This window comes from Sorangium sp. So ce117, assembly GCF_051524395.1.
Lineage (GTDB): Bacteria > Myxococcota_A > Polyangia > Polyangiales > Polyangiaceae > Sorangium > Sorangium cellulosum_B.
Window position 1 is genome coordinate 10,162,293 of record NZ_CP150309.1, and the last position, 16,262, is coordinate 10,178,554.

The following is a 16,262-nucleotide window of genomic DNA, read 5'->3' on the forward strand; positions in this document are numbered from 1 at the left end:
ATTCACAGATCTTCGACGTGGGGCAAGATGGCGGCTCATCGGCACACCTCCGACGCGGAGGAACGCGCGCCGTCGGCTGTGACATACCCCGTCCTGTCGGCATCTGCCGCGCACTGAACCGAGCGGTTTTCCTCGGCAAAACCGCTATAATCAGAGGACCTTAGACGAAAACGCCCCGCCTCCGGATGGTACCCGGAAGCGAGGCGGCAGAAGCCGAGCGGTGCGACCCGTCCGACGTCCTGGCAGACCGGATCGTGGGCCCTCCGCCGGGGAAAGGCAAGGGTCCCGTGGCGAACGTGCTCCCACGCGAGCGGCAGCTTGCCGTGCTCGCGGCCTTGGTAGACGGCAACAGCGAGCGCGCGGTCAGCCGGATGACCGACGTCAGCCGGGCGGCGATCAGCCGCTTCGGCCTCGCTCTCGGCGCCGGTGCGCAGCGCCTGCATGACCGGCTCGTGCGCGGGCTCCGCTGCGAGCTGATCCAGGCCGATGAGGTGTTCTCCTACGTCGGCAAGAAGCAGGCCCGCGTGACCGAGAAGGACGCGCCCGGCATCGGGGAGACGTACTCCTTCGCGGCCATGGATACGGCATCTCGCCTCGTCATCGCCTGGCGCGTCGGCAAGCGCGACATGGAGACGTGCAGCGCCTTCATCAAGGACCTTCGGTCGCGACTCCTGATGATGCCTCAGTTCACCACGGACGGATTCGCGCCGTACATCGCCACCGTCGCGGAGCACTTCGGGCTCAGCGTTGACTTCATGCAGACTGTCAAAAACTACCGCACTGGCTCCTACCGCGGACCGGACCACCGGTACGAGCCACCGCGCGAGCCGTTCATCACGAAGCACACGATCTACGGCGCGCCGGACGCGAAGAAGGCGTCGACAGCCTACGTGGAGCGGCTGAATGGCACCACGCGCCACCTGCTGGGCCGCATGAGAAGGCTCTGCTACGCCTTCAGCAAGGCGCCAGAGCACCACCGGGCCGCCGTCGCCCTGCACTACACCTACTTCAACCTGTGCTGGACCGTGCGCACGCTGCGTGTGACCCCCGCGATGGAGGCGGGTCTCACCGGGCACGTGTGGGACCTGGAAGAGCTCCTGGACGCCATCCTGTCCGAGCCCGCGGGCGAGAAGCCGCAGGCTCAGCCCCTGGAGCACCGGCAGCCGGAAGCGCCTGCCAGGCCGTTGCCCGGCGGCCGCGGCTTCCTGCGGCTCGTCACCGCGCCGACGCCCGCACTCCGCCGTCCGACCGTCCAGCCGGATCCGCCGCCCCTCGCACCGGTCACGCCCGTTCATGACGCACCTCCGCCCGGCCCGGTGCAGCTCGATCTGCTGTCCTGGCGACCGAAGCCCCGAGCCCCCGAGCAGCTCTCCCTCTTCCCGGAACCCCCGCGCGAATGAAGGCCACTTTTGAAGACTGGCCTTTGAAGGCCACCACCCCGGTGACCTCGGGGTCGGCGACCTCAACCTGGGTCGGGTCGTCCCGCCCCAACCTGGGTCGGCGACCCCGGGGGTCGGCAACCCCTACCTCAACCTGGGTCGGCGACCCCGGGGGTCGGCAACCCCTACCTCAACCTGGGTCGGCGACCCCGGGGGTCGGCGACCCCGACCTCAACCTGGGTCGGCGACCCCGGGGTCGGCGACCCCGACCTCAACCTGGGTCGGCGCCCCCCCAACCGGCGAGCTTAGCCCCAACCTGGGTCGGCGACCTCAACCTGGGTCGGGGCGCCCGCCTCGGGTCGCCTCGCGCAGCGTGAGCCCGATGCAATGCTTCAGACCCGCCTGGAGGTCGGAAAGCGTCGTGATCTCGGCAAGATCGATCCCGAGCGAGACGATCGTCTGGGCGACGCTCGGCCGGATCCCGGTGACGACGCCCTCCGCGCCGAGGAGCCGGATCGCGCGGACGAGATCGACGAGGTAGCTCGCGGTCTTCGTGTCCACGGCCTCGACCCCGGTCAGGTCCAGCAGCGCATAGCGGGCCCCGGTGCGCACCACCGCCTGGAGCAGGCTGTCCATCACCTCGGCCGTCCTCGCGCTGTCGACCACGCCGATCATCGGGAGCGCCAGCACGCCCTTCCAGACCTGCAGGATGGGTGTCGAGAGCTGGCGGATGACCTGCTGCTGACGCTCGATGATCGCCAGCCGCTCCCGGAGCTCCCTCTCCGCGCGCCGCGCCTCGGTGAGATCGAGAGTGATGCCGACCACCGAGTCCACCTCGCCCCCCTCCCCCCGGACCGGGACGAACCAGTTCTCGATGGGCTTTCCGTCCGCTTCCATGACGTTGTGCATCGGCTCCCCTCGAAGCGCCCTGCGCAACCCCCCGGTCTCGTGCTCCTTGTAGATGTCGAAATTGTTCAGCCCCACGAGCTGTCCTGGCTTCATGCCGGCCGCCGCGAGCGCCTTGCCGTCGTAGTAGGTGAACACGCCGCTGGCATCGCAGGCCCAGACGACGACATCGAGGTTCTCGACGAGGGCACGGAGGATGTGCTGGTGCTCCGCCTGACGCCTGGACGCCTCGAGCTCGGCCGTCACATCGCGGCCGACGCACACCACGCCAACCGCCTCGCCCCGCGCATCGAGCACGCGGTGATGAACCCACACGACGGCCACGTCGCGCCCGTCCCTCCGGGTGTGACGCAGGCGCTGCTCCCCGCTGTCCTCGTCGAGCAGCCGCCGCCACAACCCCGCGCCCTCGGGGACAGCGAGCAGCTCGGCGATGGATCGACCCATCGCCTCCTGCCTCGAGAACCCGAGCTGTCGCCCGGCGCTCTCGTTCCACGCCGTGATCGCCAGATCCAGCCCGTATTCGACCGCCGCGAGCGGCGATCGCGCGAGAGTGTCCACGTGTGCGCTCATGTTCAGGTGCCCCGCCCGCGATGCGCCGGCGGCCTCGGCTGTGCAGCCTAACCTCACGACCTGTCGGCAAATCAAGCCTTAAGGGGCGCCCGCGGGCAGGCGCGGATCACATCTCGTCGCGGCGCCGCCGTGGGTCCAACACGTGTGTAATGTTCGCGACAACCCGATGCCGCGCTAGCCCTCACCGGCGCGGCCCGCGCGCGCCTTGAGCTGCACCCGCAGCGCCTCGACCACGTGATCGCGCAGCGCGACGGTCTTCCTCGGCAAGTGCTGGCCGCTCGGGAACACGAGGAAGACCCCGCCCGTCGGCGCCGTCCAGCGCGGGAGCACGCGGACGAGCGCTCCGGCGAGCACGTCCTGCTGGACGAGGAAGGTCGGGAGCAGGCCGATCCCACCGCCGTTGCGCACCACCTCGCGCGCGAAGAACCCGTCGTTCACGAGCCACCGGACGCGGAGCCGCGCGCGGGCGCGCGACACCTCGTCTCGCCCGAACGGGCTCGTCTTGATCAGCGACACGCCATCGTGCCCCGCGAGATCCTCCAGCGTCCTCGGCGTCCCGCGCGCGGCCAGGTACGCGGGCGAGGCGTAGAATTGCAGGTGCAGCTCGCCCACCTTGCGCGCGACCAGCGTCGAGTCTCGCGGCTGCTTCGCGAGGAACCGGAACGCAGCGTCGTACCCCTCTTTCACCAGATCCACGGGCTGCGTCGACAGGTCCATCTCGACCGTGATGCGCGGGTAGCGGCGGCAGAAGGCAGCGAGGATCTCCGCCAGCACCTCGGTGGCGAAGTCCGCCGTCGCGGTGAGGCGCAGCGTGCCCGACGGCTCGTCCTCGAGCTCCGGGAGCCCCTCGATCGCCTCCGTCAGCGCCTTGAGCCGCGAGCCGAGGCGGTCCACCAGCGCGTGCCCGGCCGTCGTCAGCGCCACGCTGCGCGTCGTCCGCTGCAAGAGCCGCACGCCGAGCGACGCCTCCAGCGACGCGACGCCCCGGCTGACCGTCGACTTGGGCACCCCCAGCCGGCGCGCCGCCTCCGTGAAGCTCGCCGTCTCGGCGACCGCCGCGAAGAGGGAGAGGTGGTTCAGATCCATTGTTCCCATTCCGGCACACAGTAGCCAGTTTCTGCGTGTTGCACCAGATTCGAGACAGAGGCAAACATCCGCTCCACCTCGTCACAAGGAGCTCTCACCATGTCTCAGCCTCTCCTCGTCACCGGCGCGAACGGCCAGCTCGGGCGGCGCGTCGTCGATCTCTTGCTCGCGCAGGGCGCAGGGCCGCTCATCGTCACGACCCGGCACCCGGAGAAGCTCGGCGAGCTCCGCGCCCGCGGCGTCGAGGTGCGGCGCGCAGACTTCGATGCTCCCGCCTCGCTCGCGGAGGCGTTCGCCGGCGCGGCGCGCCTCCTGCTCATCAGCACCGACGCGCTGGACCGCCCGGGCCGGCGCATCGCGCAGCACCGGAGCGCGCTCGAGGCCGCGGTGAAGGCGGGCGTGCGGCACGTGGTCTACACGTCGCTGACCAACCCCGGGCCGGGCTCGCCGGTCACGATCGCGCCCGACCACCAGGCCACCGAGGACGCCCTCGCGGAGAGCGGGCTCGGCGCGACCGTCCTGCGCAACAACCTCTATACGGACTTCCTCGTGCCCTCGCTGCGGCGCGCGCTGGCGACGGGCCAGCTGGTCGCAGCGGCCGGCGACGGCAAGGCCGGGTATGTCACGCGCGAGGACTGCGCCCGCGCCGCGGCCGCGGCGCTGGCGGCCGATTTCGACGGCAAGCGCGTGCTCGATATCACCGGGCCGGCGGCCGTGTCCCAGCGCGAGCTCGCGCAGATCGCCTCGGCCGTCACAGGCAAGTCGATCGACTACGTCCCCGTGCCGCGTGATGCGCTGGAGCAAGGCATGCAGAAGGCCGGGATGCCCGCGGCGATCGCCGGGCTGCTCGCCTCCTTCGACGAGGCGATCGCCCGCGGAACGCTCGATGTGGCGACGAGGGCGGTGGAGGAGCTCACCGGCAAGCCCGCGGAGGACGTGCGGAGCTACCTTGCGCGCCACCGGGCAGCGCTGCTCGCGCCGGTCGAGGCCTGATCAGGCGGGAACGCCGATGGCGAGCGTGTAGACGACAGACTCGTTCACCCCATCCATGCCGAGGAGATCGTCGATCCCGCGGTCATAGTAGCCGCCCAGCGGAACGCCGCCGAGCTGAAGCGACTGGGAGGCCAGCAGCACGTTCTGCGCAAGATGCCCGGCCTCGATCAGCGCGAACCGGTACCCTCGGAGGCCGTACTTGAACCGGTTTCGCCTGAACATCGCCGCGATCAGCAGGACCACGCTCGCGCCCATCACGATCCCGGGAGCGACCATGGAGCCGCCTATCTCCTCCCGACAGTCGCCAGCCCGCACCTGCTCCAGGGCGTGCTGGAAGGGGTCGTAGTGGTACACGCCAGAGGCAACACCGTCGACCCCGAGGACGGCGCAGTAGAGATCCAGGGGGTAAAGCGCGCCTCCGGAGGGGACGGTCCGCATCGTCATCGGGCTCGCGGGGATCGTGTGGGTGATGCCGTACCCGGCGTACACGAGGCTCGAGAGCGCCTGCGCGTCGATTCGCGCGCCGCTGAACTGGCGGATCGATCTGCGCTCCCGCAGGAGCGCCGTCAGGCCCACATCGGGCAGCGCCGGTCCTGGCAGTCGAATCGCCTCGCCGAGCACATACCGCTTGGTTGACCTCGCCGTCGAGCGCTGGAGCTGCGCGCTCGTCTCCAGGAGCGCCCTACCAGCAGCCTCCTCGCCGAGGATGCCCGGATGGAGCTTGGAAGCCTCATGGTATGTCTCCGCCGGATCATCGAGCTCCACCTGGTCTCCATAGACCAGCTCCGCGACATTGACCGTGGCCGCATCGGCTTGACTCAATTTCATCATGTCCCCCAGTTGACCCAGTCAGCGCGCCACGGCGCCGTGCCGCCGTCCAGCGCGATCCGTCTCTTCAGCTCGTTCAACGACGGGCGCCTCGGAAGACGCCCGCTCGTCCTTCTCTCGCATGAGCTCACGGGAACGGGTGCGGATGGACGTTGATGTCTGCAAACGAGAGCGGCCGGTCGCGGAGCCCCGCCTCGTACGCCGCATGATAGAGCCGCTTGCCGCCGAGGAACCGCGCGGTGTGCGGCGCGTCGAGCCGGCAGAGCTCCGGGCAGATCACGCGCACCACCCACAGCCCGGCGTCGCGCACGTCCGGCGAGGTGATGTCGACGAGGTACGCACCGACGCCTCGCCGCGCGAGCGCTCGCACGGCCGAAGCGGTCTGACCGAGCACGTCCGTACCCTCCAGGGGGGGCACGTCGCCGAGGTAGCGCCGCTCTCTGCTTCGATCGAGGAACGCGGAAGACGCGGAGTTCTCTCGCAGCGCATGGTAGAACGCATGGTCGTCGAACGTGCGGACTTGATGCGCCTCCAGCGCGCACCGTCCCCTGGGCAGAGCGCTCAGGAGCTCCTTCGCCAGCACCCTGGTCTGGAAGGCCTCGCGCAGCGCCTTCCGCGCAGCCTCCTGACCGGTCGCCGCGCTGGCAGCGCCGACGGTCAGCGCGGGCTGCCCGGCCAGGGTGCATCGCGTCACGCCGATGGCGGTCGGCACGCGGAAGAAGACGCTCGCGTCGAGCGCGGCATAGTGAATGCCCGCTGGGACCGGAACCACGCGCTCGTCATGACGAAGCGAGTCGTCTCCCTGCCAATCCAGGAGCGGCAGCTCCAATCGGTTGTTCCATGCGAGCATGAACGCGTCGCGCTCGATGACCTCCATCAGCGCGCTGAACGCCGCCTCTTCCAGCGTACCGCCCAGCGCGGTCCCGCTGCTCGTCGCATAGGCGATCTGCGGCTCGCCGCGCGCGAGGTGTGAGCCCATGAACGTCAGCTGGGCCGGCAGCCACGCGGGCATCCCATCCTGGATGGACCAGCCACGCGCCCACCGGACCCGGGTGCCGGAGGTGAAGGGCACATAGGGGAAGTCGCTCGACGCGTACTGCGATGGATGAAACAGGGCGAAGCTCTCCGGCTCCGGCGCTGCTCCGTCCAGCTCCTCATACGAAGAGAGCACAAGATCCCCCGCAGGCACGTAAAACGACGAATATCGCTCGACGGCTTCGGCGACCGCCGCCACCCAGGCCGCCTCTCGATCGGGATGCACGGCGCTGGACATGACCTCGCTCGGCGCGCCGACCAGATCCGACATGTCGCCCGTGCGGGCGCCAACGTTGAAGAAGCGGCAGTCATCCGGAGCGCGGAGCAGCTCCACGGTGTCGCGCACGACGCCCGTATAGGGAGACACGAGGGTGCGCAGCCTGCGGGCGATCTCGGCGAGCGGCGTGCATTGCGCACGCCTCGGCGTGACGTGACCACGCGCCAGCTCGTCGCCTGGGGAGCGGAGCGGAGCAAACATGTTCATGGCTCGGCTCCTGCCTGCAGGGCGTACCAGGGGCTGGGGGCGCTCGCGGCGACGGCGGCGCTGCATGCCGAGCACCGGGGTACGCGGTACGCCATGTGCGTGTCGCTGCGGACGGTTTGACCTGGGTTGACCGCGTAAAACCGCCCTGGCAAGAGCGGGTCCCGCGAGACGATCCAGCGGGCCACGAGCAATGCGGCGAGGCCGCTCACGATCGCCAGCATGGCGCAGGGCAGCGGGAAGCTGGGCGTGCTGCGCTCCAGGGCCCAGTATTGTCCGCGATACGCGACGTTCGAAGCGAGGCGCAGCCGGTAGCACTCGTAGCAGCAGGTTGCGTGCGGAAGGTAGAGCGGGCCTACCGCGTAGAACCGGCTGTCATACGCGAGCACTTGCATCCAGGGGAACCGCCGGCGCAGCGCTTCCGCGTTCCAGCGCGCCACCCAATCGAGCTCGCCTCGATCCGGAGCGACCACGACGAGGTCCGCCGAGGCCAGGTCGCCCGCGTCGGCATCGAACGACCTCCGCTGCACGCCCCTGATCCCGGAGAGGCTCACCTGGCGCGCGATCTCGTCGGCGAGAACGCCGGCACCGACGACCGCCACGCTGGCGTCGCTCAACCTTTGCTGCGTGAGGGATTCCGGCTCGTCATCGCGGTATGCCGCGTGGAAGCGGGCCGATTCCCGGACGGGCCGCGGCGCCGAGGCCCCGACGGGAGAACCGCTCGTGAGCACCCCTTTCTCGGCCAGCAACCGCAAGGCGTTCACCGTGGCGGGCTCGATGGATTTTCCCATGTACTCGATCACTTGCTCGACCGTACGCGTTCCATCGAGGATCGGAAGCAGCACCGGCAGCAGCTCGCTCGCGGCTTTGCCTTGAAAGCAGAGCGCCCTCTCTCCGTGCTGGAAGATCACCGCATCATCCGTGATCGCGACCCGATACCAGGTCTTGACACAGGGGAACTCGGGGACGTCGTCTAGCTTGTTCATACTCGCTCGTCAGCTTCTTCGCGCTGCGGAGCTGGCGGCGAGGCCTCACGCCGCCAGCGCTGGCACGCACGACGATGACCGGGGCAGAGCCCGTCAGGAATCAATGGAGCGCCGAAGGAGGCTCCTTATCTGACGAGGAGCCCCAGATTTCAGCCGCCGATCGCTCGACACACCTTCGTCAACGACGGCTCGGCCGACAGCCTCGACATCGAGGACGCCTGCGCCGAGCTGGCTCTCGGCGAGGCCCTCTCCCAACGCGAGGTCCTGGAATCGTTCGATCAGCTGTCGGTCATGTTCGATTCCTATCTTCCGTCGGTTACATCTGGGCACCGTCGCAAGCGATGTGCCAGCCGCGAGGGTATGCCCGATCTCGCCTCGAGACCCATGAACCGCAGAGAAGAGCGGGCATTCTCGCTCGGCCACCGCAGGGCCGGCCGAGCGAGCTGGAAGACAAGCACGCGCAACCTCCTGCGCGATCGAGCAATGCCCCACCGGCGCGCTGCGCGCCCGGTGGGAGACGCGCTTGTGTCAGCCAGGATCGCCAACCTGCGCGGCGGCGCGAGCCAGACGGGCGAGCGCCTCGCGCTCCTGCACCTCGCCCACGGAGACCGGCAGCGAGAGCGCCTCCTCGACCTCGGCGTGCCCGCCGCTGTAGAGCGGGCGAACGGCCCCTGGGAGAGCGCGGTGCAATCTGCTTCGCAGATTTCCTGAAATTGGACGCGAAACTCCCTTACGCTGGCCTCCCGGGATCTGCCTGGAGGAGGAATGTTCATGCGTCGATGGTCCGTTCTGCTGTGCGCTTCAGCTGTCGTTGCATGTGGTTCGGGGGACGACTCGCCGGGGAACGATGCGTCGGGCGGCGGCGACATCAGCTCCGGGGGAGGCGGAAGCGCGGGAGACGGGGGAAGCGGCGGGGACGGGGGAAGCGGCGGGGACGGCGGGCTCCCTCACGCGTTTCGCTATGGCGCCAACCTCGGCCACCGCAACGTGGACTGGGGCGACGACAAGGAGGCCACGCTCGCGGCGCGAGCGGGCGTCCGCAGCCTCCGCATCAAGCTGCCAGCGGCCCATTTCGCGAGGTGGGGATACGAGATCGAGGTCGGGGACATTCAATCGTACGCGTCCCTGGGCATGGCGGACCATATCGGATTTCTCATCGGCTCCGAGTCGGTCGATCTGACGGTGGCGCCGGCCGGCGCGGAGGACTGGCAGAACGAGTACTATATCCCGAAGAGCCTTTACGAGCCGATCTTCTCGGCCGATGGAACGGTGAATCCGGGCAATGCGTGGGCCTCCTACGTGTATCGCACCGTCGACGCCTACAAGCCCTGGGTCAAGCTGTGGCACGTGTGGAACGAGCCCGATTGGGTAGCCGACTGGCGCGTCACCGAGACGTGGAGGACCGAACCGCCGAAGGCCGCCGATCTCCCCCGGTTCAACGGATCGATATTTGACTATATACGAATGCTGCGCGTCACGAAGGAGGCCGCGCGCAAGGCCGATCCGAACGCGCGGATCGCGACGGGGGGGATCGGATACCCCTCGTTCCTCTCGGCGATCCTGCGCTACACCGACAACCCCGACGGGGGGGCGGTCACGCCAGATTACCCGGAGAAGGGCGGCGCCTACATCGACGTGCTCGATTTTCACTATTACCCGATCTTCAGCCCGAAGAGCTCGGATGCGTCCGTCGACGATTTCCTCGCGTCGAAGGACGCTTTCGCCGCGACGCTCGCCGACGCCGGAGCGGAGGTGCAGGGGTGGAATGTCTCGGAGAACGGCGCGCCGCTCGCGCGGACGCCGGAGTACCCGGAGGTGGGGAGCCCGGAGTACGCGCGAAACTACCTCATCAAGATGATGACGATGGCGCAGGCGCACGGCATCGGCGGCGTCGACTGGTTCATTCTATCGAACGGCGAGGACGGGAGCGACGACGTGTTCGCGCACATGGGGCTCTACAACGATGTCGGCGCCCTCGCCAGCGTGGATGAGGCGACGAAGACCGACCTCGGCAAGGCGTATACCACTCTCAACGAGGTCCTCTTCGGCACGTCCTACGATGACAGCGCGACCAGGGAGCTCGCGCTGCCGGGGGGCGCTCGGGGCGCCGTGTTCACGAAGGACGGCAAGCGCCGGCTCGCCCTCTGGGCCGTGACCGCGAGCAGCACGGAGGACGCGTCCGCGAGCGTCGAGCTCGCGACGGCAACGGGGTTCGAGGTCCACGCGTGGGACGGCGCGAAGACCTCCGCCGACGCGATCGGCGGCAAGGTGACGCTCGCCCTCTCGGGCAGCCCGGTGCTGCTGATCGAGCGGTGACGGCTGACGGCGGCGACCTGACCCAGGTTGCGGCAACCCACTCCGGCGGCGACCCGACCCAGGTTGGGCCCGACCCGACCCAGGTTGGGCCCGACCCGACCCAGGTTGCGCGCCTACCCGCCGGCCCCTGGTTGAGCTGCGGCAACGCAGTAATTCAGCCCAGCTGAACTCTACTCATGACACGATCGGACCCCGGCCAGGCGAGCTTAAAGCCAAGCTGGGCTAATTGTTCGTTTTCCGGCACGAAACTCCCCGTTCGATCACGCAGAGCCGATCGCAACCCGTCCGTCCCCACTCCTACGCATTCGGAACGGCATCGTCCCTGCACGTCCCATTGCGTACAGTGCCGCACGACGATCTGCCGCCTACACCGCCGGTCCCAGACGGAAACGCCCCACGACAAGGCACGGATGCCCTCGCCCGTCCCGCCCGCCTTCCTGCAGCGCCGCCGCTGTGGCTCTACATCGTGAGCACGACGTCGGCCACGCTGGCCCCGTGAAACGTGCACATCCACCACGTCCCCGCGGGGAATACGGCGTCGCGTAGGCCAGCACGCCATCGCTCGAGTGCCGCACGGTACAACGTTCGAAACGCACGCACAGCGGCACCAGCGATTCGCCACGCATCTCCCTGCTCGCGACCCACCGCGAACGTCGGATTGCCGTCGCGCAGCGGCTCGAAGCTCGTCACGCGCTCGTAAGGGGACACCTTGCTGACTCTCTCGGCGCCCAAGAAGTGACGTCCTTGCCGCTGCACCTCCGCGCGGGCCCGGGCTTCCTGTCGCTCGAGCTCGGCAGAGACGTCCTGGCGAAAGCCCTCCGCGCTGTCCTCCTCGATGGCCGGCGGCAGCGCGAGCGAGACCGTCACCTCCTCGGGCCACTGGGGGTTTTCCGGGTCGAGATACACCGAAGGCCGTGCCGCGCGCAGCACGCCGCGACCGAGCTCGTCCACATCGACCTTGGCGCCCGGCCACTCGCGAGCATGCTGCACCAGGCCAGCGGCGACGGGATTCGCCATGACATAAGCGATCTTCTCCACCACCGCCGCGCGCGTCAGCAGCCGCACCACGCTCGTGGCCTCGTGGTCCCATACCGGGCCTTCCCACCCGCGAAGCACCTTCGTGCCGAGCGCGACGATGCGATGGAAGAATTGCAAGAACCGCGGCAGGACGCCCCTCGAGTCGGTCACGACCAGGTGCAGATGCGTTGACATGGCGCAGAGCGCATGGACCTCGATGTCGTAACGGCGGGTCGACACGGCGAGGACGTAGACCAGGAGCTGGGTGATTGCCGCATCCGGGCGGAAGAGCAGGTGCCGGCGCAGGACGCGACGGGTGATGAGGTAGGTGGCTCCGGCAGCGATCTCGCGGGGCTGGCTCATGACAGGCGCAATAAGACAAGCGCCGTGCCAGAGATTTTCATCAATCATTTCGCTGCTCGACCAAGCTTCATGGGTGGCGGCCGCCTGGCGGGCCGCCACCCGAGCTGGAGCCGACTACTCCTAGCCCGACCAGGGTTGCGGTTAGTCCGACCCAGGTCGGGACGCCAACCTCGGTCTGCCAACCTGGCCCACCGCCAACCTGGGTCGGACCCGGCGCGCCACCAACCTCGGCGCGCCACCAACCTGGGTCGGCCCCGCCGGTACCCCAACCTGGGTCGGATCCGGGTCGGTCGGTCGCCCCCAACCTGGGTCGGGTCGTCATGGTAGCGTCCGTTCATGGAGCTCCGCCTGCGCGGCCTCACCCACCTCGATCCGCTCGCCGTCCCGCTGCCCCACGGCACCGAGGTGACAACCCGGGTCGACCGCGTCCTCGGCGAGCGCCGCGTCCCGCAGGGCGCCATCGGGCGCGTCGTCGGCTCGGCGGGCGCCGAGCTCGACGTGATGCTCGTCGGCGTGGGCGTCGTCCGCTACCGCCGCGACGAGCTCGTCCCGCGCAAGACCGGCCAGGTGCGGCACGCGGAGCGGCGCAGCGCCGCCTGGGACGCGCTCCTGCCCGCCGTCGTCCTCGAGGCCGTCGTGGGGTCGCGCGCGTGGGGGCTCGCGAACGAGGGGTCCGACACCGACCGGCGCGGCGTCTTCGCCCTCCCCTTCCCCTGGACCACGGGCCTCGCCGAGCCCCCGCGGGACCTCGTGAGCGCCGACGGCAGCGCCTCGTACTGGGAGGTCGAGAAGGCCATCCGGCAGGCCCTGCGCGCCGACCCGAACACCCTCGAGCTGCTCTTCGTCCGCACCGCCGAGGCGCGCGACGAGATCGGCGCCTGGATCCTCGAGGCGCGCGACGCGTTCGTCTCCTCGGCCATCTACGGCAGCTTCGGCCGCTACGCGCTCTCCCAGCTCAAGCGGCTCTCGCAGGCGCATCGCCTCGCCGAGCACCGGGAGCGCGTGCTCGACTGGCTCGCGAACGACCCCGCGATGTCGCTCGACGACGTCGCCCGGAAGCTCGCCGCCATCAACCCGCGCGCCGCGCCGACCCAGGTTGACCGGGAGCTCCAGGCGAAGGAGTACATCAAGCAGCTCTACCGCTCGCTCCACGACCAGGGCTTGCTGCCCGCGCGCGACTTCGCCTCGCTCGCGGCCTTCGCCCGGGCCGACAGGACGTCGCTCGACCTCTCCCGCGACCTCCGCCCCAAGAACGCCTACAACCTGGTTCGCCTCATCGCCACCGCCATCCGCTGGCTGCGCGACGGCGAGGTCGACCTGGTCGTGCAGGGCGATCTCCGCGACACGCTCCTCGCCATCAAGAGCGGCGCCTGGCCGCTCGATCGCACCATCGAGCTCGCCGAGTCGATGACGCCCGAGCTGGAGGCCGCGCGGCTCGCAACCAGGTTGCCGCCGCACCCCGACGTGCCCCGCGCCGACGTGCTCCTCCGGCGGGTCCGCGAGGAGATCGCCCGCCGGCACCTCGCGGCGGAGCCCGGCCCCCTTGGCAAGGACGCTCCCCCCGCGCCGGTCGCAACCTGGGACGACGGAGACGCTGCCCCCACGCCCGGCAACGACCCCACGCCCGGCGACGACCCCGCGCCCGGCAACGAGGAGAGAAAGGACGACGGATGACTCCCCAGGTGCTCGAAGCAAAGCAGCAGGAGGTCGCGGCGCGCGTCATCGCCGAGGAGGAGGCCAAGCGTTCGCACCTCGTCATCGCCCTGAGCGGCGCGCACGCGTACGGCTTCCCCTCGCCGGACAGCGATCTCGACCTCAAGGCGGTTCACGTCGAGCCGACCGAGAAGCTACTCGGCCTCCACCGCGGCAACGCGAGCCCCGAGCGGATGCAGGTCATCGACGGCGTCGAGATCGACTACACGTCGAACGAGCTCCACCCCGTCCTCATCGGCGTCCTCCAGGGCAACGGCAACTACATCGAGCGGATCCTCGGCCCCCTCCAGCTCCACGTCGATCCCGACCTCGCCTCGCTCCGCCCGCTCGTCGCCGCCGCGCTCTCGCGCCGGATCTTCCGCCACTACGTCGGCTTCGCCACGAGCCAGCTCCGGGCCTGGGAGGCGGGAGGCCGCTCGTCGGCGAAGAAGCTCCTCTACGTCCTCAGGACCACGTTGACCGGCGCCCACGCCCTCCGGACGGGCGAGATCGTCACCGACGTCACCGCGCTCCTCGACCTCTACGGCTTCGGCGCCGCGCGCGAGCTGGTCGAGGCCAAGCGCGCCGGAGAGCAGGCGCCGCTCGCTCTCGACGTCGCCGAGCGCTGGGCCGAGCAGATCGCCCGCGCCTTCACGACCCTCGAGGCGGCCCGCGACCACGCCGTGCTGCCGGAGGAGCCGCCCAACCAGGGAGAGCTCAACGACTGGCTGCTCGCGCTGCGCAAGGCGCGGCTCTGAAGCGCGGCGAGGGCTCGCGGGCACGCCAGCCCGGTCTCACCGCGGCAGCGAGCAGCCGTCCCCGCACGCGTTGCGGCCGTCGCCGCACTTCACTGAGCGCCCCTGCCCCACGCAGGTCACCTGGCATCCTCCCCCGGCGTTGGAGCACGCCACCGCGCACGAGCCCATGCACATCACCTGGCACCCTCCGACCCGATTGCACCTCACGACGCTCCCGTCGCCCACGACGTGGGCGCACTTGTTCACGTCCTCGCAGGTGATCGAGCACCCTGCGCCGCAGGTGACCTGGCACGTCTCCGCGTTGCGGCAGTCGGTGGAGCAGCCGTCAGCGCACGTCGTGTTGCACCCCTTGCTCCTCGCGCAGGAAGACTGGCAGTCACCGGCGCAGTGGCTCGCGCAGCTCTCTCGATCGGAGCAGCTCGGCCTGCAGCCGGGCGCGTCGCCGCACGTCAGCAGGCAGCTCACCGGCACGTTTCCCGGACTGCCGCCCGGGCAAGTGCAAGGCACGCCCGGCGGGCAGCCGGCGGGGTCGACAGCGAGCGCCGCAGCGCTCCGGGCCCGCGCGGCATCCGGGAGGGACACCGGCGCGCCGCTGTCGCCAGCGTCGCCGGCGCCCTTGTCGCGGGAGGGCCAGAGCAGCAGCACCATCCCGACTCCCACGCAGAAGAGGAGCACCCCCACCCCGCCGACGACGGCGATCTGCGTCGCTCCCGGCGCGCGCGGCCTCAGCCCCAGGGGCGCGGCCACCGCCGCCACCGGATGATAAGGCTGGCCCGGAGGAGCCCCCGTCGACGCGGCCACCGCCGCCGGCATCACCCCCCCCGGCGGGCTCGCGCTCGGGAACTGCGCCCCCACCGGCGGCCCGTCGGGGATGGCCCGGCCGTACGCGCGCGTGCGCTCGTCCATCTTGGCCAGCTCCCCCGTCGCGAAGGGCGGCTCCTCGCCCCGTCGCAGCGCGCGCACGTCGGCGAGCATCGTTTGCGCGTCCGGGTAGCGACGCTCGACCTGGAAGGCGAGCGCGCGGTCCACGACGCGCGCGACCCGCGGATCCACGCCCGGCGCCACCGTCGACAGCGGAGGAGCCGGCGTCGTGCTCCTCCTCACGAGGAGCTCTCCCTCGGTGAGCCCATCGTCGTCGTGGACTCGACGGTTCGCGAGGACGGTGAACATCGTCGCGCCCACCGCGTAGAGGTCGGCCCGCCCGTCCACGTTCCTCCCCAGGATCTGCTCGGGCGCCATGTAGCTCGTCGTGCCCAGCACCGCGCCCGTCCGCGTCTTCAGCCCCGAGCCGCCCTGCTTCATGCGCGCGATCCCGAAATCGAGCACCTTGAGCCGCCCATCGCGGGTCACGAAGAGGTTGTCGGGCTTGATGTCCCGGTGGACGATCCCGGCGTCGTGCGCTGCCTTGATGACCTCGAGGAGCGTGTCCATGTGGGCGAGGAGCTCGATCGAATCGATCGTACCGAGCCGCAACACGCGCTCGCGGAGGCTCTCTCCGTCGAGCAGCTCCATGACAAGGAACGGCTCTCCTCGCTCGGTCACGTCGATGTCGTGGACCTGCACCGCGGCCGGGTGCCCGAGCCGCGCGGCGGCGAGCGCCTCCTGCTCGAAGCGGGCGCGGAGCTCCCGGGACACGGCGCCCTCCGGGTGCAGGATCTTGATGGCCACGCGGTGCCCCACGTGATGGGTGGCCGCGTAGACGGCCGCCATTCCCCCCGCCCCGATCAGCGCGTCAATCCGCCATTTTCCGTGGAGGATCGTCCCGACGCGGGCTCTCAGCCGCTGGATCTCGTCCTCTTCCGCTTCCGACATCGGCGCGGAGGCTAGCACGGGCTGCCGCGCGGCCGGCTCG

Annotated in this window: 13 protein-coding genes; 6 read left to right on the top strand and 7 right to left on the bottom strand. The window is 70.0% G+C overall.

Going from position 1 to position 16,262, the window contains the following annotated elements; translation table 11 throughout:
* The first annotated feature begins 287 nt into the window (after positions 1 to 287).
* Positions 288 to 1,400, top strand: coding sequence for an IS1 family transposase (locus tag WMF46_RS38130; RefSeq protein ID WP_437981720.1), 1,113 nt, complete (start codon positions 288 to 290; stop codon positions 1,398 to 1,400).
* A 309-nt stretch (positions 1,401 to 1,709) separates the two neighbouring features.
* On the opposite strand, the gene WMF46_RS38135 is transcribed toward WMF46_RS38130, so the two are convergent.
* Entirely contained in the window at positions 1,710 to 2,843 is a 1,134-nt protein-coding gene (locus tag WMF46_RS38135) for a PAS domain-containing protein (protein ID WP_437981721.1), read from the bottom strand.
* Positions 2,844 to 3,029: 186 nt separating this feature from the next.
* Positions 3,030 to 3,950: a LysR substrate-binding domain-containing protein gene (locus tag WMF46_RS38140; protein WP_437981722.1), complete on the bottom strand. Its 921-nt coding sequence runs from the start codon at positions 3,948 to 3,950 to the stop codon at positions 3,030 to 3,032.
* 90 nt (positions 3,951 to 4,040) lie between these two features.
* Between WMF46_RS38140 and WMF46_RS38145 the strand changes: the two genes are divergently transcribed.
* Positions 4,041 to 4,934: an SDR family oxidoreductase gene (locus WMF46_RS38145; protein ID WP_437981723.1), complete on the top strand. Its 894-nt coding sequence runs from the start codon at positions 4,041 to 4,043 to the stop codon at positions 4,932 to 4,934.
* Here WMF46_RS38145 and WMF46_RS38150 read toward each other — a convergent pair whose 3' ends face one another.
* The 3 genes from WMF46_RS38150 to WMF46_RS38160 form a co-directional block, all read right to left on the bottom strand.
* Positions 4,935 to 5,756, bottom strand: coding sequence for a SagB/ThcOx family dehydrogenase (locus WMF46_RS38150; RefSeq protein WP_437981724.1), 822 nt, complete (start codon positions 5,754 to 5,756; stop codon positions 4,935 to 4,937).
* A gap of 133 nt (positions 5,757 to 5,889) precedes the next feature.
* Positions 5,890 to 7,281: a YcaO-like family protein gene (locus tag WMF46_RS38155; RefSeq protein WP_437981725.1), complete on the bottom strand. Its 1,392-nt coding sequence runs from the start codon at positions 7,279 to 7,281 to the stop codon at positions 5,890 to 5,892.
* Positions 7,278 to 8,264: a TOMM precursor leader peptide-binding protein gene (locus WMF46_RS38160; protein ID WP_437981726.1), complete on the bottom strand. Its 987-nt coding sequence runs from the start codon at positions 8,262 to 8,264 to the stop codon at positions 7,278 to 7,280. The genes WMF46_RS38155 and WMF46_RS38160 overlap by 4 nt, the downstream gene beginning before the upstream one ends.
* Before the next feature lie 525 nt (positions 8,265 to 8,789).
* Between WMF46_RS38160 and WMF46_RS38165 the strand changes: the two genes are divergently transcribed.
* Complete coding sequence (locus tag WMF46_RS38165; RefSeq protein WP_437981727.1) at positions 8,790 to 8,975, top strand: hypothetical protein; 186 nt, start codon at positions 8,790 to 8,792, stop codon at positions 8,973 to 8,975.
* Positions 8,976 to 9,035: 60 nt separating this feature from the next.
* Entirely contained in the window at positions 9,036 to 10,580 is a 1,545-nt protein-coding gene (locus WMF46_RS38170) for a hypothetical protein (protein WP_437981728.1), read from the top strand.
* 459 nt (positions 10,581 to 11,039) lie between these two features.
* Here WMF46_RS38170 and WMF46_RS38175 read toward each other — a convergent pair whose 3' ends face one another.
* Positions 11,040 to 11,960: a transposase gene (locus WMF46_RS38175; protein ID WP_437987986.1), complete on the bottom strand. Its 921-nt coding sequence runs from the start codon at positions 11,958 to 11,960 to the stop codon at positions 11,040 to 11,042.
* 336 nt (positions 11,961 to 12,296) lie between these two features.
* On the opposite strand from WMF46_RS38175, the gene WMF46_RS38180 reads away from it, so the two are divergent.
* Together WMF46_RS38180 and WMF46_RS38185 are read left to right on the top strand one after the other, a co-directional pair.
* Positions 12,297 to 13,634, top strand: coding sequence for a DNA polymerase beta superfamily protein (locus WMF46_RS38180; protein WP_437981729.1), 1,338 nt, complete (start codon positions 12,297 to 12,299; stop codon positions 13,632 to 13,634).
* Positions 13,631 to 14,410 (top strand): nucleotidyltransferase domain-containing protein, encoded by a 780-nt coding sequence (locus tag WMF46_RS38185; protein ID WP_437981730.1) that lies wholly within the window; start codon positions 13,631 to 13,633, stop codon positions 14,408 to 14,410. The genes WMF46_RS38180 and WMF46_RS38185 overlap by 4 nt, the downstream gene beginning before the upstream one ends.
* A 36-nt stretch (positions 14,411 to 14,446) precedes the next feature.
* On the opposite strand, the gene WMF46_RS38190 is transcribed toward WMF46_RS38185, so the two are convergent.
* Positions 14,447 to 16,222, bottom strand: coding sequence for a serine/threonine protein kinase (locus WMF46_RS38190; RefSeq protein WP_437981731.1), 1,776 nt, complete (start codon positions 16,220 to 16,222; stop codon positions 14,447 to 14,449).
* Positions 16,223 to 16,262 lie beyond the last annotated feature (40 nt).

Excerpts from the sequence above, each read along its gene's own strand:
- WMF46_RS38160 (WP_437981726.1), bottom strand. The coding sequence starts at position 8,264 with ATGAACAAGCTAGACGACGTCCCCGAGTTCCCCTGTGTCAAGACCTGG.
- WMF46_RS38185 (WP_437981730.1), top strand. The coding sequence starts at position 13,631 with ATGACTCCCCAGGTGCTCGAAGCAAAGCAGCAGGAGGTCGCGGCGCGC.
- WMF46_RS38180 (WP_437981729.1), top strand. The coding sequence starts at position 12,297 with ATGGAGCTCCGCCTGCGCGGCCTCACCCACCTCGATCCGCTCGCCGTC.
- WMF46_RS38170 (WP_437981728.1), top strand. The coding sequence starts at position 9,036 with ATGCGTCGATGGTCCGTTCTGCTGTGCGCTTCAGCTGTCGTTGCATGT.
- WMF46_RS38140 (WP_437981722.1), bottom strand. The coding sequence starts at position 3,950 with ATGGGAACAATGGATCTGAACCACCTCTCCCTCTTCGCGGCGGTCGCC.
- WMF46_RS38145 (WP_437981723.1), top strand. The coding sequence starts at position 4,041 with ATGTCTCAGCCTCTCCTCGTCACCGGCGCGAACGGCCAGCTCGGGCGG.
- WMF46_RS38175 (WP_437987986.1), bottom strand. The coding sequence starts at position 11,960 with ATGAGCCAGCCCCGCGAGATCGCTGCCGGAGCCACCTACCTCATCACC.
- WMF46_RS38190 (WP_437981731.1), bottom strand. The coding sequence starts at position 16,222 with ATGTCGGAAGCGGAAGAGGACGAGATCCAGCGGCTGAGAGCCCGCGTC.
- WMF46_RS38155 (WP_437981725.1), bottom strand. The coding sequence starts at position 7,281 with ATGAACATGTTTGCTCCGCTCCGCTCCCCAGGCGACGAGCTGGCGCGT.